The following is a 23,309-nucleotide window of genomic DNA, read 5'->3' on the forward strand; positions in this document are numbered from 1 at the left end:
CGGAAAGTCCTCCCTGCGTCCGCTGATGGCCGGCAGCAGCCCGTCGTTGCCTGATGGATCCAACCCCTCCGCTGCTATAGTGCAGTCGGCTTCTGACGTTCAGTGCAGCCGTCTTCTGAAAACGACAGGCGCGGCACGGGAATCAAGGCATTGCGATTCTCGAAAATAGTTCTTGAAATTCTATTCTTGATTGCATATCATCTCAACGAGTTTCGATAAGAAAGGATGCCCATGCGACCGTCTGTTGTGCTTGACATGAAGCGAAGCGCAGTGCGTGAAGCGGTAGGCCGCTTTCGCGCCGCGAACCCGCGCGTCTTCGGCTCGGTGCTGCATGGCACCGACCGGGATGGCAGCGACCTCGACCTGTTGGTCGATGCGCTGCCCGGTGCCACGTTGTTGGACTTGGGCGATTTGGAAGAAGAACTGAAATCGCTGCTCGGCGTTGACGTCGATCTGCTGACTCCCGGCGACCTGCCGCCGAAGTTCCGGGCCAAGGTGCTCGCGGAGGCGCAACCGATATGAGCGAGAACCGCCTGCCCGATTACCTCGACCACATTCAGCAGGCCGCAACCGATGCGCGCAGCTTCGTGGAAGGGATGGCCAAGGACGACTTCTTGGCCGACAAGCGCACCCAGCAGGCCGTCATCATGAGCCTGATCGTCATCGGCGAGGCGGCCACAAAGGTGATGGATGGCTACGTCGAGTTCACCCAGGCGCATGCCGACGTGCCGTGGCGCAGCATGCGCAATATGCGTAATCGCATGGCTCACGGCTATTTCGACATCAACCTCGATGTGGTGTGGGAGACGGTACAGGAATGGCTGCCGGCGTTGCTCCAGCAATTGCCCGCCGTGCGTCAGGATGCCGACGATGAAGACCGTAACGACAAAGGCATGGAGCCATGACCAATCAAGCCGCCGATGTTCGGCCCCTCTGGCGTGTTCGATCCCGCGACCTATGAGCCGCGCTCGGGCAAGACCTTCTGGATGGCCGCAACGGACGAGAGTTCGCTGGTGGGCAAGGAGGCAGCAGCCGACACGCTCATCGGCAACTGCACGACCGCACGACCAGCCTCCCGTTCAAATTCGAGTTAGAACTCATATCCAGCCTGTCTGGGGGCACTGTGAAAGAGGGATCTCCGATGACTGTTGAATCGAGAATATTTTCTGTAGCCGAGTATGTTCAGCCGTCCGAAGGCGAGCCTATTCGTTCCGTTGTGCTTGAAACCCGAGACTCAATTATCGTGGTTTGGCATGTCCATCCCGGGCAGGAAATTGCGGCTCACATTCATCCTCACGGCCAAGACACGTGGACTGTTTTGTCGGGAATGGCTGATTACTTTCAGGGCAATGGGATTGTTCGTGCCCTCAGGGAAGGTGAGATAGCCGTGGCAAGACCGGGCCAAGTGCACGGGGCGCGAAATACAGGTACCGAGCCATTTGTGTTCGTCTCGGTTGTGGCATCAGCCAATGCCGGTTTCGTATTGGCTGAGCGATAGAGCCCAATCTCTGGAGTTGGTCCAATGAGCGGTCGGGGAGATAGGTAACAGACATGCAGCGGACACGGCTGCTAAACCAGGTCGCAAACCTCCTTGCGTCGCAGCGTGCCGCAAGCGACGCGATCAATCGAATGGGGTCGGCATGAGACTGAACACCATCCAGTTCCCGACCGCGTAGCCGCCTGTCCTGCCGATCAGGTCTTGACCATCGACGCCTGGGATCAGTCCTGAATGTTCTTGGAGACCACTACGTTATGAGCCGCAGCCGCCGCAAAACACCCATCGTCGGGCACACGACCTGCGGCAGCGAGCGCGAGGACAAGAAGCTCTGGCATCAGCGCTGGCGCACCCGTGAGCGCACGGCGCTGACCAGCGCGTCGCCCGAAGCCCTGAGCGCCCATCTGCCCCTGCTGGAAAACCAGGCCAGCAGCGTCTGGTCGATGGGCAAGGATGGCCGCTCCTACTGGCCCGTCAAGCGCCAGGCCGCCACGGCGGATCGCATCGCCAATCACAAGGGACGCAACCCGCAAGAACGCGCCTCCCTGAAAAAGCGCCTGCTGCGCAAGTGGATGAGCAAATGAAGCTCTCCTTCCATCAGCACATTGCGCTGTTCTGGATGATCGGTGCTCCGGGCGTCTTCGCGCCCGTGATCGAGAACGCCAAGCGGCCCGATGCCGGCGCCGTCATGGCGTGGGGTGTCGCGATCGTGGCGGTGATGATCCTCTTCACCCCTTTGCTGCTGCGCTGTCCACCATTCCGGCGCTGGTATGGCCGGACGGATGCGCTGTCGGAGCGGCAGCGCCAGGCGCTTGCCGAGCGCGGCCTGCGCCGCTACTACCAGACCGCTTTCGATGACGGCTACGTGCCCCGCGTGATGCCCTACGTGTGGCGCATCATCTGGACGGTCGGCGGGTTGATGGCTGTGACCGCCGTACTGCCTACCAACACCGGACGGCCAGCCTTCGATGCCTTGGTGGTCTTCTCGACCTGGTATCCGATAGGCGTGATGCTGCTGGTTTTCGCGTCGAGGCCCCTTGGCCGGTTGATTCGCCAAAGAGCACAGGAGCGGCGGAAATGAGCACGTCAACCATCGAGGCGCTGGCCAGCGCCTGGGCAAGGATTGCCGAGGAAGCGGAATTCCCCGCTGACTACGAGGGGACTGCCACACCACAAGCGCATCGGGCTAGCGAAGCTATTCAGGAGCAGATTCGGGAGCGCATCGTCGCCACCAACGACATGCGGCTGTTCAGCCTGCTGCACCTGCTGGGTCAGGCGTCGCTGCGCATGGAGCAAGCGCTGTGGCCGGAGGATTACGAGCGGATGACGCGCGAGGTTGAGGAAGCCCTGCGGCAAGCCACCGACGCCAACGCCAGATCGTACACCCACGAAGAAGTGATGCAGGCGATGCAGGAACGCATCGACCGGGCGCGAGACAAGCCATGTTGATTGGCTATGCGCGCGTCTCGACGCAGGATCAGAACCTGGAGCTGCAACGCGAAGCCTTGAGCAAGGCCGGATGTAAAAAGGTCTTCGAGGACAAGGTGAGTGGCACGCGGGCAGACCGGCCTGGCTTGGCCAAGACGCTCGAAATGCTGCGCGAAGGCGATACTTTGGTCGTCTGGAAGCTCGACCGGCTGGGCCGGTCGGTCAAGCAACTGGTCGATCTGGTCGGCGATCTGCACAAGCACGGTGTCCAGTTCAGGAGCCTCACCGACTCCATCGACACCGGCACACCATCCGGGCGGTTCTTCTTCCACGTCATGGCGAGCCTTGCCGAAATGGAGCGCGAGCTGACCGTCGAGCGCACCCGCGCCGGGCTGGAAGTCGCCAAGCAGCTCGGCCGCAAAGGCGGCCGCAAGCCGAAGATGACCGACAGCAAGATCGAGTCGGCCAAGAAGCTGCTGGCCAGCGGGGTGCCGCCCAAGGACGTGGCCAAGAACCTCGGCGTGTCCATTCCGACGCTGTACCGCTGGGTGCCAGCCTCCACGCACGCTTAGCGTGCTTTATTTTCCGTTTTCTGAGACGACCCCTCCTATATGCCTATGGAGATCAGACGGCGACCACGGGGAAATCCACCGTGGTGTCGGCGATGTGGTTGGTGTAGTTGGTGAGCGTGTTCAGCGCGACGTTGGCGATCACTTCCAGTATCAGGCCGTCGTCGAGCCCCGCGCGGCGGTAGTTGGCCATGGCGTCGGCCGACACCACGCCGCGTTGCTCGACCAGCGCGCGGGCAAAGCCGGCGATTGCATCGTCAAGTGCGTTGGCCGCATGGCCGGTGCGGGCCGCGGCGATGGCCTCTGCCGACAGTCCGGCACCTTTGCCGATCAGGGTGTGTGCGCTCAGGCAATACTGGCAGCGATTGGCTTGACCGACAGCGAGCGCAACGATCTCGCGCTGGGTGGCACTCAGGCGGCCGGTGCCCAGCGTTTCGGACAGGCCGAGGTAGCCGTTGAGCGCTGCCGGCGCGTGGGCCAGCGTGGCGAGCAGGTTCGGCACCATGCCGAGCTTGGCTTTGACGGCCTTGAGTGTGGCAGCGGTAGCGGCGTCAGCGGTGTCGATGGTCAGGGGGGCGATTTGGGTCATGTCTATCTCCGTAGTGGGTGAGGTGCAAGAGCAAGTGGGCATGATCGCCCTTTGTTTGGTACGATATGGCACGTAAAGTATCAAATACGTAACCTATCGTCTTATATGGAGAGTGGAATGGCGGATCGACTGGCCGGCTTGCTCCGGCACTACTCGCTTTCGGCGCGCGTTTTTCACAGCGGCGCCTTCTGTGGGCAGCATCATTACGCGGCGCCGCATGGCTATATCCATCTGGTGCGGCGCGGCCCGATTACGGCGCGTTCGCCCGTGCATGAAGATCTGCTGGTTACCGAGCCGAGCCTGCTGTTTTATCCGCGCGTGACGTCGCATCGTTTTGTCGCCGCCCCCGGCGATACCGCTGAGCTGTTGTGTGCGGAGGTCGACCTGGGCGCTTCGACGGGCAATCCGTTGGCCATGGCCTTGCCGTCGATGCTGCTGATTCCGTTGGCGGACTTGCCCGGCCTCGGGCCGACGCTAGAGTTGCTGTTTGCCGAAGCCGAGCGCGACCAGTGCGGTCGGCAGGCCGCCATCGACCGCTTGTGCGAGTTGCTACTGATCCAGTTGCTGCGTTATCTGATGGATGGGCGGCTTGGCGCCACCGGACTGCTGGCGGGCCTGGCCGACCCGAAACTCGCGCGCGCCATAACCGCCATGCACGATGCGCCGCAGACCGCGTGGTCGCTCGAGGCGCTGGCGGCGAAGGCGGGCATGTCACGCGCGCGCTTCGCCGCCGCGTTCAAGGACGCGGTGGGCGTCACGCCGGGCGACTATCTGGCCGACTGGCGGATGAACGTCAGTTGCACCCTGCTCAAGCAGGGGCGGCCGGTGGCGGTGGTGGCCGACCGCGTCGGCTACGGCAGCCCGAACGCTCTGGCGCGCGCCTTCCGCGTGCGCATGGGCTGCGCCCCGCGCGACTGGCTGGCGCAGCAGCGCGGTGACGCGGCGCTCAGCGGTTCGTGAGTTTGAGTTCGATTCGCCGGTTCTTGGCGTAGGCGGCGCCGGTGTTGCGCTCGTCGAGCGGGTGAAATTCGCATCACGCCGGAACAACTGGCGGAACTCCAGGTGGCGATCCGTCAACGGCTGGTCAGTCTATTCGTGCGGCGCGGCCGGCTGGACAAGGCTGAGTCAGTGGCGCAGGTAGCTGGATGACGCTGTCCCGCCCTGAGCCGACGCTCACAGGCGGGGATTTCCAGTGTCGTCATTGTCGGCTATTGGCCGGCAGCAGCCCGTCGTTGCCTGATGGATCCAACCCCTCCGCTGCTATAGTGCAGTCGGCTTCTGACGTTCAGTGCAGCCGTCTTCTGAAAACGACAAACAACGTCAGAGTAGAGTGTGAATTTATATTTATTGACACATTCAGTCAAGGGTAATAGATTTCATCCTGACATTTTTACCTTTGGAGGCATCTTGCAAGGTCAACGTATCGGCTACGTCCGCGTCAGCAGCTTCGACCAGAATCCTGATCGACAACTGGAACAAATAGAAGTCGGCAAGGTATTCACCGATAAGGCTTCAGGCAAGGACACACAACGTCCCGAACTTGAAAGGCTGCTGGCCTTCGTCCGCGAGGGCGACACCGTGGTGGTGCATAGCATGGACAGGTTGGCACGCAACCTTGATGACCTGCGCCGCATCGTCCAAGGGCTGACACAACGGGGCGTGCGCATGGAGTTCGTCAAAGAAGGGCTGACGTTCACCGGCGAGGACTCACCGATGGCCAATCTGATGCTGTCGGTCATGGGAGCCTTTGCTGAGTTCGAGCGCGCCCTGATCCGCGAACGTCAGCGCGAGGGAATCGTGCTGGCCAAGCAGCGCGGTGCCTACCGGGGACGAAAGAAATCGCTGAACAGCGAACAAATTGCCGAGTTGAAACGGCGAGTTGCGGCAGGCGACCAAAAAACCTTGGTGGCCCGTGACTTCGGCATCAGCCGCGAAACCTTGTACCAGTACCTGCGGGAAGACTGACCATGCCACGCCGCTCAATCCTGTCCGCCACCGAGCGCGAAAGTCTGCTGGCACTGCCAGATGCCAAAGACGAACTGATACGGCACTACACGTTCAACGAAACCGACCTGTCGGTGATCCGTCAGCGTCGCGGCGCCGCGAATCGATTGGGCTTCGCCGTGCAGCTTTGCTACTTGCGATTCCCTGGCATCTTCTTGGGCGTCGATGAACCTCCATTTCCGCCCCTGCTGCGCATGGTGGCCGCACAACTCAAGGTGCCGGTGGAAAGCTGGAACGATTACGGCCAGCGCGAGCAGACACGGCGGGAGCACTTGGTCGAGCTGCAAACGGTGTTTGGATTCAAGCCCTTCACCATGAGTCACTACCGGCAAGCCGTGCATACACTGACCGAACTGGCCTTGCAAACAGACAAAGGCATTGTGCTGGCCAGCACCCTTGTTGAAAACCTGCGGCGGCAGAGCATCATCCTACCCGCCATGAATGCCATCGAGCGCGCAAGCGCCGAGGCCATTACCCGTGCCAACCGGAGCATCCATGCGGCATTGGCCGATTCCTTGATACCTGTCCATCGCCAGCGCCTGGACGAACTGCTCAAGCGCAAGGATGGTAGCAAAATGACGTGGCTAGCGTGGCTGCGCCAATCGCCCGCCAAGCCGAACTCGCGCCACATGCTTGAACACATCGAACGCCTCAAAGCCTGGCAGGCGCTTGACCTACCTGCTGGCATCGAACGGCAGGTACACCAAAACCGCTTGCTCAAGATCGCCCGCGAGGGCGGCCAGATGACGCCCGCCGACCTGGCCAAGTTCGAGTCGCAGCGGCGTTACGCCACCTTGGTAGCACTGGCCATCGAGGGCATGGCCACCGTCACTGATGAAATCATCGACCTTCACGACCGCATCATCGGCAAGCTGTTCAATGCGGCCAAGAACAAGCATCAACAGCAGTTCCAGGCTTCCGGCAAGGCGATCAACGACAAGGTGCGGATGTATGGGCGCATCGGTCAGGCGCTGATTGAAGCCAAACAAAGCGGCGGCGATCCGTTCGCCGCCATCGAAGCGGTCATGCCGTGGGACACCTTCGCCGCCAACGTCACCGAGGCGCAAACGCTGGCGCGGCCTGCCGATTTTGATTTCCTGCACCATATCGGCGAGAGTTACGCCACGCTGCGCCGCTATGCGCCGCAGTTCCTGGACGTGCTCAAACTGCGCGCCGCGCCCACCGCCAAGGGTGTGCTCGATGCCATCGACGTGCTGCGCGGCATGAACAGCGACAGCGCGCGCAAGGTGCCCGCCGATGCGCCAACCGCATTCATCAAGCCGCGCTGGGCAAAGCTGGTTCTGACCGACGAGGGTATTGACCGGCGTTACTACGAGTTATGCGCCCTGTCGGAGCTGAAGAACGCACTGCGCTCTGGTGATGTTTGGGTGCAGGGTTCGCGCCAGTTCAAGGACTTCGACGAATACCTGGTGCCGATCGAGAAGTTCGCCACCCTGAAGCTGGCCAGCGAATTGCCACTGGCCGTGGCCACCGACTGCGACCAATATCTGCATGACCGACTGGAATTATTGGAGGCGCAACTCGCCACAGTCAACCGCATGGCGGCGACCAACGACTTACCGGATGCCATCATCACCACTGCATCGGGCCTGAAGATCACGCCGCTGGACGCAGCGGTGCCAGACGCCGCGCAAGCCTTGATTGACCAGTCGGCGATGTTGCTGCCGCACCTCAAGATCACCGAGTTGCTGATGGAGGTCGATGAATGGACGGGCTTCACGCGCCACTTCACACACCTGAAGACCGGCGACACGGCCAAGGACAAAACCTTGCTGATGACGACGATTCTGGCTGATGGTATCAATCTTGGGCTCACCAAGATGGCCGAGTCCTGCCCTGGCACCACCTACGCCAAGCTGTCTTGGCTGCAAGCCTGGCACGTTCGCGACGAAACCTATTCGACGGCGCTGGCCGAGCTGGTGAACGCACAGTTTCGACAACCCTTCGCCGGAAACTGGGGCGACGGCACCACGTCATCGTCGGACGGCCAGAACTTCCGAACCGGCAGCAAGGCAGAGAGCACCGGGCATATCAATCCGAAGTATGGAAGTAGCCCTGGGCGGACGTTCTATACCCATATCTCCGACCAATACGCGCCCTTCAGCGCCAAGGTGGTCAACGTCGGCTTGCGCGACTCGACCTATGTGCTCGATGGCCTGCTGTACCACGAGTCTGACTTGCGTATCGAGGAACACTACACCGACACGGCGGGCTTCACCGATCATGTGTTCGGCCTGATGCACTTTCTGGGATTCCGGTTCGCGCCGCGCATCCGCGACCTGGGCGACACCAAGCTGTTCATTCCCAAGGGCGATACTGCCTACGATGCACTCAAGCCGATGATTAGCAGCGACAGGCTGAACATCAAGGCTATTCGCGCTCATTGGGATGAAATCCTACGGCTGGCCACTTCGATCAAGCAGGGCACGGTGACGGCCTCGCTGATGCTGCGCAAGCTCGGCAGCTATCCGCGCCAAAACGGCTTGGCCGTCGCCCTGCGCGAGCTGGGGCGCATCGAGCGCACGCTGTTCACTCTGGATTGGCTGCAAAGCGTGGAGCTGCGCCGCCGCGTCCATGCGGGGCTGAATAAGGGCGAGGCGCGCAACGCGCTGGCCAGGGCGGTCTTCTTCTACCGATTGGGTGAAATCCGCGACCGCAGTTTTGAGCAGCAGCGCTACCGGGCCAGCGGCCTCAATCTGGTGACGGCGGCCATCGTGTTGTGGAACACGGTCTATCTGGAGCGTGCCACCAGTGCTTTGCGTGCCCACGGCAAGGCGCTGGACGACACGTTGCTGCAATATCTGTCACCGCTGGGGTGGGAGCATATCAACCTGACCGGCGATTACCTATGGCGCAGCAGTGCCAAGGTCGGTGCGGGGAAGTTCAGGCCATTGCGACCGCTGCCACCGGCTTAGCGTGCTTTATTTTCCGTTTTCTGAGACGACCCCTCCATCAACGGTGGGACTTGGGCGTCGGAGAACCCGACCACTGAGACAGTGGCGAGGGCCCACCCTCGTGGGTTTGCGAGTTGCTGAATGGCACCGTCATAGGCCCCAAGCTTGGTGAAGGCAAGAGCCTTGGTGGAATCACGGCTGGACGTCCAGGCAGTACGCAAGCACTTGCTTGCAATCCACGCGGTATAGCCAGACGCGAACAGCTTTAGGCCAAATTGCCCGCCAGCAGGAATCTCATAGGCAACCGCGACTAGCACGGAGCTGGTAGTGACGACGATGGAGAAGCCAAGACTGGTGCCGAGCGTGTAGCCAAGCGCTCCCCTAACTCCGTACGTCGCTCCAAGATACAAGCTGTACAGGGAGCTTGTCGATGGTCCAACGGTATTGGCTACGACGAAGAGTAAGAGTGGATCCAACGGAGTCACTTCCCACAGGCGCAGCCATCTAGGCCTGTTTGACTGACAGCATGGCTGCTAACGATAGGCTTGGCATGAATGATCCACTCGGGCCCTGTCGCCAAGTTCGTGAATCTTTAGGCCAGGCCTCTTCTCACCTCTTTTGCCAAGTCGAAAATCGTTGCTATCAGCGGAGCGTTCTGTCGTTCGCGACGACAGATGAAGTCGACGTGGGTGGCCATTGCTGTATCCAGAATCTTCAGCTTCACAAGACGCGGATCTGGAACATAGGCTGTCTCGGCAACGACGCCTAGTCCTATTCCTTGTGCGACTGCCTCGCGGACAGCCTCCCGGCTTCCCATCTCCAGCGCAACCTGGATGTTGATATTGCGGGCAATTAGCTCGCTCTCGAAGACTCTTCTTGTCGTTGAACCTTCCTCACGTATGACGAAGCGCTGGCTCTGAAGGTCCTTGAGCACTATCTCACCGCACCGGGCTAGGGCGTGCTCTCGGTTCGCAAAGACCACCAGGCGCTGTGACCTGTATGGCATGCAATGGAGTTCGGGGTGCTCGGCGTGATTGAGGACCACGCCGACATCACCCTGGTAGTCGAGGAGCTTTTCCGTGATTGAGCGGGAGTCGCCTACACGGACAGAGACCTCGACCTGGGGATGGCGGCTCCCGAAGGCCTTCAGAACAGGGACTACGTTGTACGGGCCGATCGCGTGAATCACAAGACGCCCGACGAATCGGTTTTTGGCTGCTGCCAAAAGGGCGTGCGCATCTTCCTCGCCGCTGAATGCCCGCCGCGTGTAGTCCAGCAGAGTCCTGCCAAAGGTAGTCAGCTCAAGCCGGCGGCCTTGACGAAGAAAAAGCTCCACGCCGTACTCATTCTCCAGGCGCTGAATATGCGCTGAGATGGTGGGCTGCTGTAGATCAAGCAGCTTCGCAGCAGCAGTCATGCTTCCGGCCCTTGCCGTCGCATCAAAGGCTTTCAAAGCCGCAAGTAGCGTGAGTCCAGACATAGGTGTTATCTATAGATACCCCTATTTTTCGGGGTGCAAGTTTCATATTGATGACACGTTCCACGAACAAACTGCACGCATGCCTAGCCGTATCGAACTTCTTTCTGCGGCAAATGTGCGTCATAAGCGCTCTCGCGCTGCTCGCAGGCAGAAACTTGCAAAGGTAACAACATGAAGTTGGAGAAGGACCGAGACGTTCTGAGTCTCAAGGGAGTTTCCGTCCGCTACGTTGACTCGACCGTGGCCTTGCACCCGACGAGTCTGGATGTGAAGCAGGGAGAGTTTTTGGTGCTTCTGGGCGCCTCGGGCGCAGGGAAGTCCACCTTGTTACGAAGCATCAATGGACTGGTGCTGCCCACAAAAGGCGAGGTATCGATACCTGGCCTGGCAGGTGGGGTAGTCAACGCAAAGACGCTGAGAGAGCACCGCAAGCGCTGTGGGATGGTTTTCCAGCAGCATCATCTGATTGGACGTCAGTCGGTCCTCAGGAATGTTCTGATGGGAAAGCTCGGTGACAGGGGTGCATTCGCTTCGCTATGGCCGTGGAGCAAGAAGGACAAGCTGGAGGCGCTCACAGTGATTGAGGTCATCATGAATCCAGGGCCTGACCCCTGGAGCCCCAGCCAGCTCAGGGAGTACCTCGTGGATGCTGATGCCATGATGGCCTTCATGACAGACAGTGTGACCAAAGAGTCGCTGCTGAACGCTCCCAGGCTCAAGACCATCTCCTGTGCACTCAAGGGGTACGACAACTTCGACCTGAGGGCTTGCGCACAAGCCGGGGTGAGCGTCACCTTTGTTCCTGACCTCCTCACAGAGCCCACAGCCGAGCTGGCCATCGGATTGGCTATTGCTGCTGGCAGGAACGTGCTTCAGGGTGACGCCGCTACAAGAGCAGGCTACTCTGGGTGGAGGCCAGCTCTATACGGAACCGGGCTTCATGGGTCGGTGGCCAGCGTGATCGGTCTCGGAAAAGTTGGGCAGGCCATATTGGCGCGACTCGCGGGCTTTGGCTGCGCGCGGCTGCTTGGTGTAGACCCAAGTGTGCGTCTAGATCAGGTCGAACTGGTCACGCTTGATGAGGCTGTCAGCACATCGGACTATGTGTTCCTGGCAGTGCCTCTTGTTAGCGATACGCGCCACCTGGTTGACTCCAGGATGCTTCAACTATCGAAAAAGGGCCAGATCCTTGTAAACGTGGGTAGGGGGTCTGTGGTCGACGAAAGGGCGGTTGTCGATGCCTTGGCGAATGAGCAACTTGGCGCGTACGCCGCTGACGTCTATGAGATGGAAGATTGGCTACTTCCAGACAGACCTCGCGAAATTCATCCGGGATTGACCAACAACGCCAGAACAGTACTCACTCCCCACATCGGCTCGGCTGTGAGACGCGTACGGTTCGAAATTGAAATGCGGGCTGCTGAGAACCTAGTCCGCTCACTCAGGGGCGAGAGTTTGAGTGATGTTGCTGTCGAGGCCAGCGCGGCAGCATAGGTACGCAGACAGGATTCGTGCAGTTGCGCTTTACATCAAGCTTGGCTTGCGTGTCAGAGCCACGATTCGCCAGTTGGGGTACCCAACCAAGAACGCATTGAAAGGCTGGTATCAGCACTACCTGAAGCATCAGGATTTGCCAGCAAGCCAAGCTCCAAGAGCACCAAAATATTCGCTGCAGCAAAGGCAGGTGGCTATTGCTCATTACCTCGCCCATGATCGCTGTATTGCTGCAACGATGAGGGCTTTGGGTTATCCGGGTCGAGGAACGTTGACTGCGTGGGTTCGGCAAGACTGCCCTGACACCTGCAAATCGAGAGTAGGCAGATCTTGGCCGGCTACAAAGCCTGATGCCTTGATGTGTGAGGGCGTGGTGCAGCTGTGTGCCCGTCGATCAAGTGCACAGCAGATTGCGGACAAGTTAGGGGTGTGTAGGGGGACCTTGTACAACTGGAAAAATCAGTTGCTTGGCCCTTGTGCCCCAGCCTCAATGAAACACAGTCCAAAGCGATCGCCAGTGTTGGATGAAGCAGCACTCAGGCGCCAAGTTGAATCATTGCGCCAGGATGTTCGGCGGCTGAAGATAGAACGTGAGCTTCTCAAGCAGGCCCATGAAATCTTAAAAAATGGGGCTGACATTGATCTGCATAGGCTGGCAAACAAAGATAAGGCTGTGCTGGTTGAAGCGTTGCACGGGCAGTATGAATTGCCAGAACTGCTTTCTCTTGTTGGCCTTGCTAGAAGCTCGTATTTTTACCATCGTGCTCGGCTGAAGCTGGCTGACAAATACGTTGATTTACGCCGAAGCATCACAGAGATCTTCGACAACAACTACCGTTGCTATGGATATCGCAGGGTGCAGGCATCTCTGCTCAAGGAGTGCACGGGCATCTCAGAGAAGGTGGTTCGTCGGCTGATGAAGCAGGAGGGGTTGATCGTGGCCAAGCCCAAACGCCGCAGATATAACTCCTACCTTGGAGAGATAGGTGCCGCCCCGCAAAACCTCATCAATCGAGACTTCCGTGCCGCTGCGCCCAATGAGAAGTGGCTCACCGACATTACTGAACTCCAGATTCCTGCTGGCAAGGTTTACCTGTCGCCAGTCATTGATTGCTTTGACGGGCTGGTGGTGAGCTGGTCGATTGGGACTCATCCCAACGCACATCTCGTCAACACAATGCTGGATGCGGCCATTGATGCTGTTCAAGGCAGCGAGAGCCGCCCTGTGATTCATTCTGATCGTGGAGCTCACTACCGCTGGCCAGGCTGGCTCTCGAGGGTCCATGATGCAAAGTTGACTCGCTCGATGTCTCGCAAAGGGTGCTCACCAGACAACGCTGCGTGCGAAGGCTTTTTTGGAAGGCTAAAGATGGAGCTGTTCTATCCCAACAACTGGCAATCAACAACGATTGAGCAGTTCATTGAAGCTGTCGATGCGTACATTCGTTGGTACAACGAAAAACGTATCAAGGTATCTCTGGGACGTTTAAGTCCTGTGGAATACCGGCACAAACTTGGCCTAGCCGCATAAAACCAGTCCAAGTTTTTATCCGCACCCCCACCGGGGGCTAGTGGGTCACTTCTGGGTGGAAATCAACACGCTGTTCAAGCCGGGGCTGAAGTTCGAACCCGTGTTCGACTACGAGCAGGTGCTGGTCGTGGCCAAAGACCACCCCCTGGCTTCTACGGCCTACGTGAAGCCCCAGCAGCTGACCCGGGAAGTGCTCATCAGTTACCCCGTGGACATCGAACGCCTGGACATCTACAGCCAGTTCCTGTTGCCGGCCGGCGTGACGCCCAAGCGCCACAAAGCCATCGAAACCACCGACATCATGGTGCAGATGGTGGCCAGCGGCCGCGGTGTCGCCGCGCTGCCGCGCTGGCTGGTCGAGGAATATGCGGCCAGGATGGACGTGGTGCCTGTGCGGCTGGGCGCGCGCGGTATTGCCAAGCAGATCTTCCTGGGCGCACGCGAGGCGGATACCGCCATTGACTACGTGCGGGCCTTCGTCGAACTGGCCCGCCAGCCTGCAACTGCCACCACCGCTATTGCCCAAGGAGCCAAGGGATGAACACCACCGTCGAACGCAAAGCGCTTGCGCTGCCCGGAGGCCACGACAAGGTGCTGCTGCATTCGTGCTGCGCGCCGTGCTCAGGCGAGGTCATGGAGGCCATGCTGGCCTCGGGCATTGACTACACCATCTTTTTCTACAACCCCAACATTCATCCGCTCAAGGAATACGAGCTGCGCAAGAACGAGAACATCCGCTTCGCGGAGCAGTTCGGCGTGCCCTTCGTCGATGCGGACTACGACCGGGACAACTGGTTCGAGCGCGCCAAGGGCATGGAGCACGAGCCCGAACGCGGCGTGCGCTGCACCATGTGCTTCGACATGCGTTTCGAGCGCACGGCGCTGTATGCGCATGAGCACGGCTTTCCGGTGATCACCAGTTCCCTGGGCATCTCGCGCTGGAAGAACATGCAGCAGATCAATGACTGCGGCGTGCGTGCGGCGGCCAAGTACTCTGGCCTGATGTACTGGGAATACAACTGGCGCAAGGGCGGCGGCTCGGCGCGCATGATCGAGATCAGCAAGCGCGAGAACTTCTACCAACAGGAATACTGCGGCTGCGTCTACTCGCTGCGCGACACGAACCGCCACCGCGTGGAAAGCGGCCGCGAGCGCATCCAGCTCGGCGTGACGTTCTACGGTGACGAACAGCCCCCCAAAGATTGACGCGCCTTGCCGGGTGAGCGATGCCGCTCCATGGCTTCCAACCGACCCGATCAGCGCTGGCGGGTCGGAACTCTCCCAACAGTCGCCAGATATGGCAAGCCCCTTGCTTCATTCCGACAAGTCAAAGCCCATCGGCAACATCACCGACGCCTATTCGTTAGAGGTCAACGCGAAGGATATCTCTGCGCTGACCGCAGCGGCGCCGCGTGTATTGCCCGGGTCAACCATTTCCATTCCCTACCTGGCGAACCAGGACAACGACGCGCGACTGGCCGCAGCGCAGGCCGTTCGCGGACTCGGCTTTGAGCCCATGCCTCACCTCGCTGCACGCCGTATCGCCTCGTTCGCAAAACTGGAGTCGTTCATCCAGCGCGCGGTCGCGGAAGCCGGCGTCAAGCGTTGCTTCGTGATCGCTGGAGATCCGTCCACCCCGCTGGGGCCGTTTGCCGACAGCTCCTCACTGATCGAATCAGGCGTGTTCGAGCGCTCGGGCATTCAGATGGTCGGCGTGGGTGGCCATCCCGAGGGCCATCCGGTCATGAGCACATCTGATCGTTGGAAAGTGCTCGAACACAAGTGTCGCTGCATCGAAGGGCGCGGCATGGCGCCCTTGATCGTCACGCAATTTGCCTTCGATGCCGACATCGTGCTGGCCTGGCTGGAAGCCCTGCGCGGGCGTGGCGTCGAACATCCCGTACGCGTGGGCGTGCCGGGCCCTGCAGGCGTGGCGGTGCTGGCGCGCTATGCCGCCTTGTGTGGCGTTAGCGCATGCGCGTCGATGTTGTCCAAGTACGGCATCTCGATCAGCAAGCTGTTCGGCATAGCAGGCCCGGATCTCTTTGTGGATCGTCTGACCACCCGCCTGACCGAAGCACATGGAAAGGTGAGCCTGCATTTCTTTCCATTCGGAGGCATCGCTCAGTCCGTGAAGTGGGTAGAGCAGTACTGCTCGCGTGCCGAGCCTGAACAACCCATCGACACGGCTCCCATGTGATTACTGCGCCTCCAGCAGTCGCTTGCACTGGCATGCCCCATAGAAGCAGACCTCGTTGGGGCGAACGCTTCGAGAGCATCCTACCGCCCGCCTCAGCCTTCGCGTTGCGCAAGCGCCCCATGGGCGCGATCCCATTGGCACAGGACACACGCGGCCAACATCACCGGACGCAGGCGCAAATGCCACATCGAAATGGATCGCCCGCATCATCGGCTTCGACGGTGCGAGCTATCGATTGGCAGATTGGGGGGGCAAACACGATAAACGCCCTTCTCGAACTGCCTTCTGTAGGAAGATGGTGATAGACCGAAACTTTGATGATGCGACTTTGCTCGCTGAGACATCCTTACGTTTGCCACTGCAAAGCGCCTATGTGGCACCTAGCTCGCAAATCAGCAAGGATGCGTAGCGACCAAAATATGGACTAACCTGTTATTCCATAAGACCTTTTACGGAACTGTCCGTCTACATCAAAGACTTGACAGCGGACATTTTTCATCGCCGGGCCGCCCCAAGATGAAAAGCGCCCCCTCGGGGGGCAGCGCAGCCGCGTAGCGGCAAGCGTGGGGGCATTCTTCATGGGGCAATCTCCTTGCTGGATGGAAGGTCGACGACGTGGCCGTCGACCACCGTCAATAGGGAATGAAGGGTGGCGATGTCGTTCTCGGCGCAGGTCAGGGGATCGCCGTTCAGGACCACGAGATCGGCCAGCTTGCCGGGCGCGATGGCGCCGCGCACGTCTTCGTCGAAGGTCAGGTAGGCGCCGCCGCGAGTCGCGATGCGGAGCGCCTCCTGCCGGCTCAAGGCCTGGGCGGGGGCTACCGGCCGGCCGCCGCGGCTGAGGCGGGCAACGGCGTGCCAGACCGGTCCGAACAGCGATACCGGCAGGTTGTCGCTGCCGAAGGCGACGGGCACCCCCGCATCGAGCAGGCGGCGCAGCGGCACGATGTCGTCCTGTGCGTCGGGGCCGCGTCGCTGCATCCAGAGATCGCCGTCCTTGTAGATGTGGCGGTTGGTATGGGTCGTCAGCACGATGCCGAGGTCGCGTATCCGTGCGACGGTTTGCGCATCCAGCACCGGCTGGTGGCCCAGCACCCAGCGCTGGCCGTCGATGGGGTGATGCCGGTGGGCCGCTTCGAACAGCGGCAGGAGATCGGGCCAGATGCCGGCCACCCGTATGCCGGCGCGGGCCGCCTCGACCAGCAGCGGCGCCAGCGTCTCGGCGTCGAGCGCGGCGCCCGCCTGGAAGCCCGCCCAGCCGGTACAAGGATGATTGCCGGCGCGCAGCGCATTGTTCAGCGGGTCCTTGTCTATTTCGGCATACAGGCCCTGCACGCGCAGCAGTGCGTCGCCTCGTCCGCGCCGCGCCAGCCAGCCGCTCCAGTCGCGCAGCAGTTCGAGCGCGTCGCCGCTGCCGCGCGGGCCCCAGTAGGGGCTCAGCACCAGCGTCGCACGCACGGTCGAAGCGCGCTGGGCCCGCACCGTTTCGTAGGCCTGTATGACCTCGTCCGCCACGCCATGGCCCTCGAACACGGCCGTGGTGCCATAGCGGTTGTATTCGGCCATGGCATGGCGCAGCCCCGTGGCGCGCTGTTCCGCGGTGAAGCCCGGCGCGGCCCGCATCAGCGTGTGCTCGACGATGGGTACAAGCGTCCGTTCGACGAAACGGCCGGTGGGGTACCCGCGGGCATCGCGCTCGATGTCGATGTCGGGCGAGGGAGAGGCGGTGCCGGCGCCCACGCCCGCCAGCGCCAGTGCCCGGCTGTTGGCGACCGAGACCAGCGGCGCGCGGTTGCGCCAGTATCCCCAGATAGGCCGGATATAGACAGGATGATCGGGACTGACGCGGTCCAGGTCGTCGCGCGTGGGATAAAGCCCCTGCGCGAGCGCGTCGTCGGGCTCGGGATATTCCGGCGGTTGGCCGATGGGTTGAGTGACGATCCAGGTGCCCGGCGGCGCCTTGCGCGCCTCGGCCTCGATGATATCGAGGATGTCCTGCTTGGTCCGGGCGCCGGCCAGGCTGGGCAGGTGGCGCCGCAAGCCTTCGCGGTCCATGTGCGCATGGCCGTCGGTGAGCCCGGGAAGCACCGACTTGCCACCCAGGTCCATGCGCTTGGCCTGCGGCCCCGCGGCGGCCAGCACTTCGTCATCGCTGCCCACGGCGACGACGTGCCGCCCGCGGATGGCGACCGCGGACGCGATCCCGTCGCGGTCGTTGCAGGTGATGATCTTGCCTCGATGGAGGACGAGGGTGGAGGGCACGGCCGGCGGGCTCCTGCGGTAAGCGTTCCGGCAAATCTAGCAGAGTCGACTGATTGTAAAAATTGAAATATTCATATAGATTCATATCGTTTTTCAATACAACGGAGGCAGGCGGCGGCGATGTCGATTTCCCTGCGCCAGTTAGAGGCCTTCGTCGCCGTCTGCAACGAAGGCAATTTCAGCAAGGCGGCCCAGCGTATCCATATCTCGCAATCGGGCCTGAGCATCCTGATCCGGGAGCTGGAACAAAGCCTGGAATGCCGGCTGTTCGACCGCAGCACGCGCCAGGTCTGCCTGACCGACGCCGGGAGGGAATTCCGCGGACCCGCGGCGCGGTTGCTGGCGGACCTGTCCACCGCCGTCGGCAACGTCAAGGGCCTGGCCTCCCGCCAGCATGGCCACGTCACCGTGGCGGCGCCGCCGCTGCTGATGTCGCGGCTGCTGATAGGCATCGCGGCGCAGTTCCGCGCGGCCTATCCGCACATTGCGCTGACGCTGCGGGATATTCCCTCGGAAGCCATCCCGGCCGGCATCGCGTCGGCCGAGATCGACCTCGGCATCGGCGCGCGGCCCGAAGACCATGACGAATACCTGACCGAGACTCTGCTCGAAGGACCGCTCATGGCCCTGCTTCCCGGCGACCACGCACTGGCCCGGCGCCGCGCGTTGAAGTGGGCGGATCTTGCCGCCGTGCCGCTGGTCACCCTTACGCCCGAAAATACTTTCCGCCAGTTCCTGGACCGCAGCTTCGCACGCCTGGGGCTGCGCCCTTCCATCGCGGTCGAGGTGGTGCAGTTGAGCACGGTCATCGGCCTGGTCGAGGCGGGATTCGGCGTGGCGGTCATGCCGCCCTATGGCGCCCTGATCCCCGGCGAGGCCAAGACTGTGGCAAGGCCCTTGCGCGAACCCGTGGTCCGTTCCGAGATCGTATTGATCCGCGATCGCTTCCGTTCGCCATCGGCCGCGGCGTCGGCCTTCATCGACATCGCCCGCGAGGCCGTCGCGCGCATGGCGGCAGGCCAATCCTGAAGCGGCTGCCGATGCCGCGCGAATCGCCGTCACGCGTTACGTAACGCGGATGCGCATGGTACGTAACGTTTCGGCTTTCCCGTGTGCTTACCGGCAGCTGAAATGGTGTGACTATCGCATCGAAGGAACATCTTCGGATTGCCGATATCCCGTTTTCTTTCAACGTTTTTCGCTCCCCCGTCAGGTCCGCGGCGCGACCCGCAAGCGCATGTCCCGCTTGCGCTTTCAGCCGATGGCATAGGTTTTGCTCGAACGTCCCGCAAACATGTTTTTCATCATCGACCGACCTCCGGGGCCGGTGGATTGCGGCGCTGATGGAATGCCTAATTGTGGGGGCTGAAAGTGAACAAGACCTATCGCACCGTGTGGAGCCACAGGCTCGGATGTTGGGTGGCGGTCGCGGAGACCGCGCGTGCCCAGGGCAAGCGAAACGCCGGCCGGGCAGGGGCGGTCGCAGTGGCGCTGATGGCCGGGGTGTGGGCCGCGCCGGCATCGGCGGACGGCATGCATGGCATACCGGGGCTGGCCAATGCCCGCTTGACGGAAGGCGCCGCCGTGGGCGTGATGAGCCAGATGCTGCAGGCGGCCACCAATGCGGCTCCTGCGCCGGTGGCCGCGCCCGCCATGGAGCTTGCGCCGCAAGCCGTATCCCAGACTGCCGCGGCCTTGGCCGGTTTGAGCGCGCCCGTGATGCAGGCGGCGCCGATGCTGCAGCAGGTGCCGATCGCCGAGGCGCCGCCTTCGGTTCCGGTCGTCCGCGAGGCGCTGGCGGCGGTGCCCGTTCCCGCGCTGGAGACGATTGCGTCCGTCCCGTCCAAGGCCGTGGAGGCGGTCGCGTCGGCGCCGGCCAGGGTCGCGAAGGTCGCCTCGTCGGCGCCGGCCAAGGTCGCCAAGACCGTCGCTTCAGCCCCGGCCAGGGTGCTCGAAAAGCTTGTTTCGGCGCCAGCCAAGACCGTTGAAGCCGTCGCCTCGGCGCCGGCCACGGTCGCCGATACGCTCGGTTCGGTGCCTGCCCAGACCGTTGCATCGATTCCGTCCGATCCGACCGCGAAGGTGTTCGGCCCGGTTTCCTCGAGCACGCCGGGCGCGTCCGTCACGTCCCTGGCATCGGTCTCGACCGCGCTGTCCAATACGCTGTCGGCCACGCCGGCATCGTCGCTGGCGAGCAATGTGTCGCTCAACTCCATGCCGATGGGCGGATCGCTGCTGCCGAGCAGCTCCAGCCGGCAAGCGGCGGCCGCCGCGGTATCCGGGTCGGAGCCGCCGCCGCTCAATCCGGCACCGCCCACCGGCCTGGTGATCGGCACCGCCGGCTTGCTCGGCGGCGTGGGGCAGGGCCTGCAGCCGCTCACGCTGAGCCTGTTCGGTCAGCAGGAAGCCTGGCTGCGTTCGGGTGCGCTGAGCGTGAACCGCGAGAACATCAACGCCCGCTTCCGGGTGGTCAACGTGCTCGGCGTGCCGGTCCTGGACCTGGCTCCCGTCACAGGCACGCTGCAAGGCACGCTTGGCGGCAGCCTGCCCGAGCAGAAGCTCACCTTGCTCGGCGGCGTCACCTCGGGCAACTACATCACCAACATCAACTCGGGCCTGACCTATAACAACGGTTTGCTGCTGCCCGGGACGGACGCCCCGTCGTGGGTGGACAGGAACAACTGCCTGAACGTCCTGGGCATCGCCGGAGCCACCTGCTGGGACATCCCGGCTGCGCAGAACAACCAGGTCCTCATCGGCGACGGCGCCTCCGCCAACGGTTCGCAGGAAGTCGTGATCGGCACCAACGCCAAGCACATCCTGCCCAACGAAAACGCCAGCGACATCTTCACCGATCCCAACATGCCGGGCGTGCCCGACACCAACTATGCGGCGCGCAAGGGCCATTCGGTCCTGATCGGCGACAGCACCTACGGCAATGCCAACGGCCAGACCATCCTGGGCGCCAGCGCGTCGTCCACCGTGGCGGGCGGCGTGGCCCTGGGCTTCCAGTCGGTGTCGGATCGCGAGGGCGGCGGCACGGAGCGCTTCTCCAATGTCGCGGTGCCGGTCCGCGGCGCCGTGTCGGTGGGCTCGGCCGGCAACGAGCGGCAAATCACCAACGTGGCGGGCGGCACGGCGGCCACCGATGCCGTGAACGTACGCCAGCTCCAGGCCGTGGCCGACCAGATCGGCACGATCGACGGCAACTCGGTCAAGTACGACGACGATACCAAGACCAAGGTAACGCTGGCTGGCACGGGCGGTACTGTCGTGACCAACGTCAAGGCCGGTGCGGTGAACGCGACCAGCACCGACGCGGTGAACGGCTCGCAGCTGAACGAGACCAACACCAATATCACCAATGTCGACAACCGCGTGACCAACGTCGATAACCGCATCACCAATATCGACAACAGCGGCACCAAGTACTTCAAGGCCAACTCCACGCTGGCCGCGGCGTCGGCGGCCGGTACGGACAGCGTCGCCGCGGGCGGCGCATCGGTGGCGTCGGCGGCCAATGCCGTCGCCCTGGGCAATGGGGCGAACGCCAGCATGGCCAACAGCGTCGCGCTGGGCGCGGGCTCGACCACTACCGTAGGCGCGCAGGCCGACTATGTGGCCTATGCGCTGGCCGCACGCCAATCGTCGGCCGGCGAAGTGTCGGTGGGCAGCGCCGGGGCGACGCGGCGCATCACCAATCTGTCGGCCGGCAGCGCGGATACCGATGCGGTGAACATCGCCCAGTTGAAGGCAGTGGACAGCCGGATCGGCGACGTCGACAAACTGGCTGTCAAGTACGACGACGACAGCAAGACCAAGATCACGCTGAACCCGGGCGGCGGCGGCACGGTGATCGCCAATCTGGGACCGGGCGCCGTGACCTCGAGCAGCACCGAGGCCATCAACGGATCGCAGCTGTGGGGCTGGACGCAGGACGAAACCAACGTCATGAGCAACCTCAGCCTTTACAAGCGCATCAACGATATCGACGTCGATACCAAGTACTTCAAGGCCAATTCCACGCTGGCCGCTGCGCAGGCGAACGGCACCAACAGCGTGGCGGCGGGCCCGGCGGCGGTATCGGGCGGCACCAACAGCGTCGCGATGGGCAATGGCGCCACGACCTCCGCCGACAACAGCGTCGCGGTGGGCGGCGCGTCGGCGGCCTCGGGGACGGCTTCCACCGCGGTGGGATCCGAAGCCAAGGCGACCGGGGCGCAATCTACAGCGATGGGCTCGGGCTCGACCGCCAGCGGATCGAACTCGACCGCCGTGGGCACGGGCTCCAAGGCGACCGGCACCGACTCCACGGCCATCGGCGCCAATTCCGAGGCCAAGGCGAACAACAGCGTCGCGCTGGGCGCAGGTTCGGTGGCGGATCGGGACAACACCGTGTCGGTGGGCTCGGCCGGCAAGGAGCGCCAGATCACCAACGTCGCCGACGCGACCCAGGATACCGATGCCGTCAACTATCGCCAGTTGAAGGAAGTATCGGGCGACGTGACCAACATCAAGAACGACGTGACCAACATCCAGCAAGGCAAGGACGGGATGTTCCAGGTCGAGAACTCGCTGGCCCGCGCCAAGCCGACGCCCACGGGCAAGGATTCGGCCGCCGGCGGCGCCGGCGCGGTGGCGTCGGGCGAGGCTTCCACCGCGATGGGCAACGGCGCGCAGGCGACGGGCGCGAATGCCACCGTGGTCGGCAATTCCGCCGTGGCGTCCGCGACGAATTCCTCGGCCTTCGGTACGGGGGCCAAGGCCCAGGGCGACCGCAGTCTCGCCATGGGCGCCAACGCCAGCGCCGCGGTCTCCAATAGCGTGGCGATCGGTTCCGGCGCGCAGGCCAGCAGCGCGAACAGCATGGCCCTCGGTACCGGCGCCCAGGCCAGCGGCGGCAACAGCGTCGCCCTGGGCTACGGTTCGGTGGCGGACCGGCCGAACTCCGTCTCGGTCGGGGCGGCGGGGCAGGAGCGCCAGATCACCAATGTTGCCGACGGCACGCAGGACACGGATGCCGTCAACGTCCGGCAATTGCGCGATGCCACCGGAGAAATCGGCTCCGGCATCAGCAACCTGCGCAACGACCTGCGCTCGGTCGAACGCAACGCCAACGCCGGCGCCGCATCGGCCATGGCGGTGGCGGGCCTGCCGCAGGCCTACGCGCCGGGCCGCAGCATGGCCTCGGCGGCCGCCAGCCACTACCTGGGCCAATCGGCGATCGCGCTGGGCGTGTCCACCGTTTCCGAGAACGGCCGCTGGGTCTACAAGTTCGCCGGCAACGTCAACTCGCAAGGCAAGGTGGGCGCCGTCATCGGCGCGGGATACCAGTGGTAGCG

The 23,309-nt window shown here is 62.5% G+C and carries 20 protein-coding genes and 2 pseudogenes; 19 read left to right on the forward strand and 3 right to left on the reverse strand.

The features are described 5' to 3' along the window. The first annotated feature begins 231 nt into the window (after nt 1-231). From CDO44_RS05550 to CDO44_RS05580, 8 genes are all read left to right on the forward strand, one after another. The gene (locus CDO44_RS05550; RefSeq protein WP_001247892.1) at nt 232-522 is read left to right on the forward strand and encodes a nucleotidyltransferase family protein; all 291 of its coding nucleotides are present in this window, start codon (nt 232-234) and stop codon (nt 520-522) included. Further along, on the forward strand, nt 519-905 hold the full coding sequence (locus tag CDO44_RS05555; RefSeq protein WP_003100872.1) for a DUF86 domain-containing protein: 387 nt from the start codon (nt 519-521) through the stop codon (nt 903-905). Before CDO44_RS05550 ends, CDO44_RS05555 begins: the two co-directional genes overlap by 4 nt. A 15-nt stretch (nt 906-920) precedes the next feature. Then, nucleotides 921-1,094 (forward strand): hypothetical protein, encoded by a 174-nt coding sequence (locus CDO44_RS27810; RefSeq protein ID WP_166312401.1) that lies wholly within the window; start codon nt 921-923, stop codon nt 1,092-1,094. Between the two features lie 47 nt (nt 1,095-1,141). Further along, on the forward strand, nt 1,142-1,498 hold the full coding sequence (locus CDO44_RS05560; RefSeq protein ID WP_003465043.1) for a cupin domain-containing protein: 357 nt from the start codon (nt 1,142-1,144) through the stop codon (nt 1,496-1,498). A gap of 254 nt (nt 1,499-1,752) precedes the next feature. Then, complete coding sequence (locus CDO44_RS05565) at nt 1,753-2,079, forward strand: hypothetical protein (protein ID WP_003100858.1); 327 nt, start codon at nt 1,753-1,755, stop codon at nt 2,077-2,079. Then, the gene (locus tag CDO44_RS05570) at nt 2,076-2,576 is read left to right on the forward strand and encodes a hypothetical protein (RefSeq protein ID WP_003100856.1); all 501 of its coding nucleotides are present in this window, start codon (nt 2,076-2,078) and stop codon (nt 2,574-2,576) included. The genes CDO44_RS05565 and CDO44_RS05570 overlap by 4 nt, the downstream gene beginning before the upstream one ends. Next, the gene (locus tag CDO44_RS05575) at nt 2,573-2,944 is read left to right on the forward strand and encodes a hypothetical protein (RefSeq protein WP_003100853.1); all 372 of its coding nucleotides are present in this window, start codon (nt 2,573-2,575) and stop codon (nt 2,942-2,944) included. The genes CDO44_RS05570 and CDO44_RS05575 overlap by 4 nt, the downstream gene beginning before the upstream one ends. Then, complete coding sequence (locus CDO44_RS05580; protein ID WP_003100847.1) at nt 2,938-3,495, forward strand: recombinase family protein; 558 nt, start codon at nt 2,938-2,940, stop codon at nt 3,493-3,495. The genes CDO44_RS05575 and CDO44_RS05580 overlap by 7 nt, the downstream gene beginning before the upstream one ends. A gap of 52 nt (nt 3,496-3,547) precedes the next feature. On the opposite strand, the gene CDO44_RS05585 is transcribed toward CDO44_RS05580, so the two are convergent. Further along, entirely contained in the window at nt 3,548-4,081 is a 534-nt protein-coding gene (locus tag CDO44_RS05585) for a carboxymuconolactone decarboxylase family protein (RefSeq protein ID WP_087779349.1), read from the reverse strand. A 117-nt stretch (nt 4,082-4,198) separates the two neighbouring features. Here CDO44_RS05585 and CDO44_RS05590 point away from each other — a divergent pair, with 117 nt between their 5' ends. The 3 genes from CDO44_RS05590 to CDO44_RS05605 all read left to right on the forward strand — a co-directional run bounded on the left by CDO44_RS05590 (nt 4,199) and on the right by CDO44_RS05605 (nt 9,021). After that, nucleotides 4,199-5,041, forward strand: coding sequence for an AraC family transcriptional regulator (locus CDO44_RS05590; protein WP_077189556.1), 843 nt, complete (start codon nt 4,199-4,201; stop codon nt 5,039-5,041). Nucleotides 5,042-5,488: 447 nt separating this feature from the next. Beyond that, on the forward strand, nt 5,489-6,046 hold the full coding sequence (locus CDO44_RS05600; RefSeq protein ID WP_001162010.1) for a recombinase family protein: 558 nt from the start codon (nt 5,489-5,491) through the stop codon (nt 6,044-6,046). A 2-nt stretch (nt 6,047-6,048) separates the two neighbouring features. After that, nucleotides 6,049-9,021: a Tn3 family transposase gene (locus tag CDO44_RS05605; protein WP_012204554.1), complete on the forward strand. Its 2,973-nt coding sequence runs from the start codon at nt 6,049-6,051 to the stop codon at nt 9,019-9,021. Between the two features lie 571 nt (nt 9,022-9,592). On the opposite strand, the gene CDO44_RS05615 is transcribed toward CDO44_RS05605, so the two are convergent. Beyond that, nucleotides 9,593-10,480 carry a LysR substrate-binding domain-containing protein gene (locus CDO44_RS05615; protein ID WP_027011074.1) on the reverse strand — a complete coding sequence of 296 codons (888 nt, stop codon included), beginning with the start codon at nt 10,478-10,480 and terminating at the stop codon, nt 9,593-9,595. Nucleotides 10,481-10,651: 171 nt separating this feature from the next. On the opposite strand from CDO44_RS05615, the pseudogene CDO44_RS27815 reads away from it, so the two are divergent. The 6 genes and pseudogenes from CDO44_RS27815 to CDO44_RS05640 form a co-directional block, all read left to right on the forward strand. Continuing rightward, a pseudogene (locus CDO44_RS27815) lies at nt 10,652-11,065 on the forward strand (ATP-binding cassette domain-containing protein); the annotation flags it as partial. A 6-nt stretch (nt 11,066-11,071) separates the two neighbouring features. Beyond that, nucleotides 11,072-11,974, forward strand: coding sequence for an NAD(P)-dependent oxidoreductase (locus CDO44_RS05620; protein ID WP_003056092.1), 903 nt, complete (start codon nt 11,072-11,074; stop codon nt 11,972-11,974). After that, nucleotides 11,943-13,505: an IS3 family transposase gene (locus tag CDO44_RS05625; protein ID WP_087779351.1), complete on the forward strand. Its 1,563-nt coding sequence runs from the start codon at nt 11,943-11,945 to the stop codon at nt 13,503-13,505. Before CDO44_RS05620 ends, CDO44_RS05625 begins: the two co-directional genes overlap by 32 nt. 70 nt (nt 13,506-13,575) lie before the next feature. Beyond that, a pseudogene (locus tag CDO44_RS05630) lies at nt 13,576-14,046 on the forward strand (LysR substrate-binding domain-containing protein); the annotation flags it as partial. Further along, a complete protein-coding gene (locus tag CDO44_RS05635; RefSeq protein WP_003056085.1) occupies nt 14,043-14,711 on the forward strand; it encodes an epoxyqueuosine reductase QueH in 669 nt (222 codons plus the stop codon). The pseudogene CDO44_RS05630 and the gene CDO44_RS05635, both read left to right, overlap by 4 nt. 103 nt (nt 14,712-14,814) lie before the next feature. Continuing rightward, complete coding sequence (locus CDO44_RS05640) at nt 14,815-15,705, forward strand: methylenetetrahydrofolate reductase (protein WP_227472608.1); 891 nt, start codon at nt 14,815-14,817, stop codon at nt 15,703-15,705. Between the two features lie 576 nt (nt 15,706-16,281). Here the strand turns inward: CDO44_RS05640 and CDO44_RS05645 are convergent. After that, nucleotides 16,282-17,967 (reverse strand): amidohydrolase, encoded by a 1,686-nt coding sequence (locus CDO44_RS05645; RefSeq protein WP_087779352.1) that lies wholly within the window; start codon nt 17,965-17,967, stop codon nt 16,282-16,284. A 120-nt stretch (nt 17,968-18,087) separates the two neighbouring features. On the opposite strand from CDO44_RS05645, the gene CDO44_RS05650 reads away from it, so the two are divergent. Both CDO44_RS05650 and CDO44_RS05655 read left to right on the forward strand, forming a co-directional pair. Next, nucleotides 18,088-18,996, forward strand: a complete 909-nt coding sequence (locus tag CDO44_RS05650; protein WP_087779353.1) for a LysR family transcriptional regulator — start codon at nt 18,088-18,090, stop codon at nt 18,994-18,996. A 342-nt stretch (nt 18,997-19,338) separates the two neighbouring features. Continuing rightward, nucleotides 19,339-23,307, forward strand: coding sequence for a YadA-like family protein (locus CDO44_RS05655; RefSeq protein WP_158213206.1), 3,969 nt, complete (start codon nt 19,339-19,341; stop codon nt 23,305-23,307). The last annotated feature ends 2 nt before the right edge of the window (nt 23,308-23,309 follow it).

Source organism: Pigmentiphaga sp. NML080357 (assembly GCF_002188465.1).
Taxonomy (GTDB): Bacteria; Pseudomonadota; Gammaproteobacteria; order Burkholderiales; family Burkholderiaceae_B; genus Pigmentiphaga.

Excerpts from the sequence above, each read along its gene's own strand:
- CDO44_RS05560 (WP_003465043.1), top strand. The coding sequence starts at position 1,142 with ATGACTGTTGAATCGAGAATATTTTCTGTAGCCGAGTATGTTCAGCCG.
- CDO44_RS05590 (WP_077189556.1), top strand. The coding sequence starts at position 4,199 with ATGGCGGATCGACTGGCCGGCTTGCTCCGGCACTACTCGCTTTCGGCG.
- CDO44_RS05575 (WP_003100853.1), top strand. The coding sequence starts at position 2,573 with ATGAGCACGTCAACCATCGAGGCGCTGGCCAGCGCCTGGGCAAGGATT.
- CDO44_RS05570 (WP_003100856.1), top strand. The coding sequence starts at position 2,076 with ATGAAGCTCTCCTTCCATCAGCACATTGCGCTGTTCTGGATGATCGGT.
- CDO44_RS05580 (WP_003100847.1), top strand. The coding sequence starts at position 2,938 with ATGTTGATTGGCTATGCGCGCGTCTCGACGCAGGATCAGAACCTGGAG.
- CDO44_RS05550 (WP_001247892.1), top strand. The coding sequence starts at position 232 with ATGCGACCGTCTGTTGTGCTTGACATGAAGCGAAGCGCAGTGCGTGAA.
- CDO44_RS05620 (WP_003056092.1), top strand. The coding sequence starts at position 11,072 with ATGAATCCAGGGCCTGACCCCTGGAGCCCCAGCCAGCTCAGGGAGTAC.
- CDO44_RS05605 (WP_012204554.1), top strand. The coding sequence starts at position 6,049 with ATGCCACGCCGCTCAATCCTGTCCGCCACCGAGCGCGAAAGTCTGCTG.
- CDO44_RS27810 (WP_166312401.1), top strand. The coding sequence starts at position 921 with ATGTTCGGCCCCTCTGGCGTGTTCGATCCCGCGACCTATGAGCCGCGC.
- CDO44_RS05635 (WP_003056085.1), top strand. The coding sequence starts at position 14,043 with ATGAACACCACCGTCGAACGCAAAGCGCTTGCGCTGCCCGGAGGCCAC.
- CDO44_RS05555 (WP_003100872.1), top strand. The coding sequence starts at position 519 with ATGAGCGAGAACCGCCTGCCCGATTACCTCGACCACATTCAGCAGGCC.
- CDO44_RS05585 (WP_087779349.1), bottom strand. The coding sequence starts at position 4,081 with ATGACCCAAATCGCCCCCCTGACCATCGACACCGCTGACGCCGCTACC.
- CDO44_RS05650 (WP_087779353.1), top strand. The coding sequence starts at position 18,088 with ATGTCGATTTCCCTGCGCCAGTTAGAGGCCTTCGTCGCCGTCTGCAAC.
- CDO44_RS05565 (WP_003100858.1), top strand. The coding sequence starts at position 1,753 with ATGAGCCGCAGCCGCCGCAAAACACCCATCGTCGGGCACACGACCTGC.
- CDO44_RS05615 (WP_027011074.1), bottom strand. The coding sequence starts at position 10,480 with ATGTCTGGACTCACGCTACTTGCGGCTTTGAAAGCCTTTGATGCGACG.
- CDO44_RS05625 (WP_087779351.1), top strand. The coding sequence starts at position 11,943 with ATGTTGCTGTCGAGGCCAGCGCGGCAGCATAGGTACGCAGACAGGATT.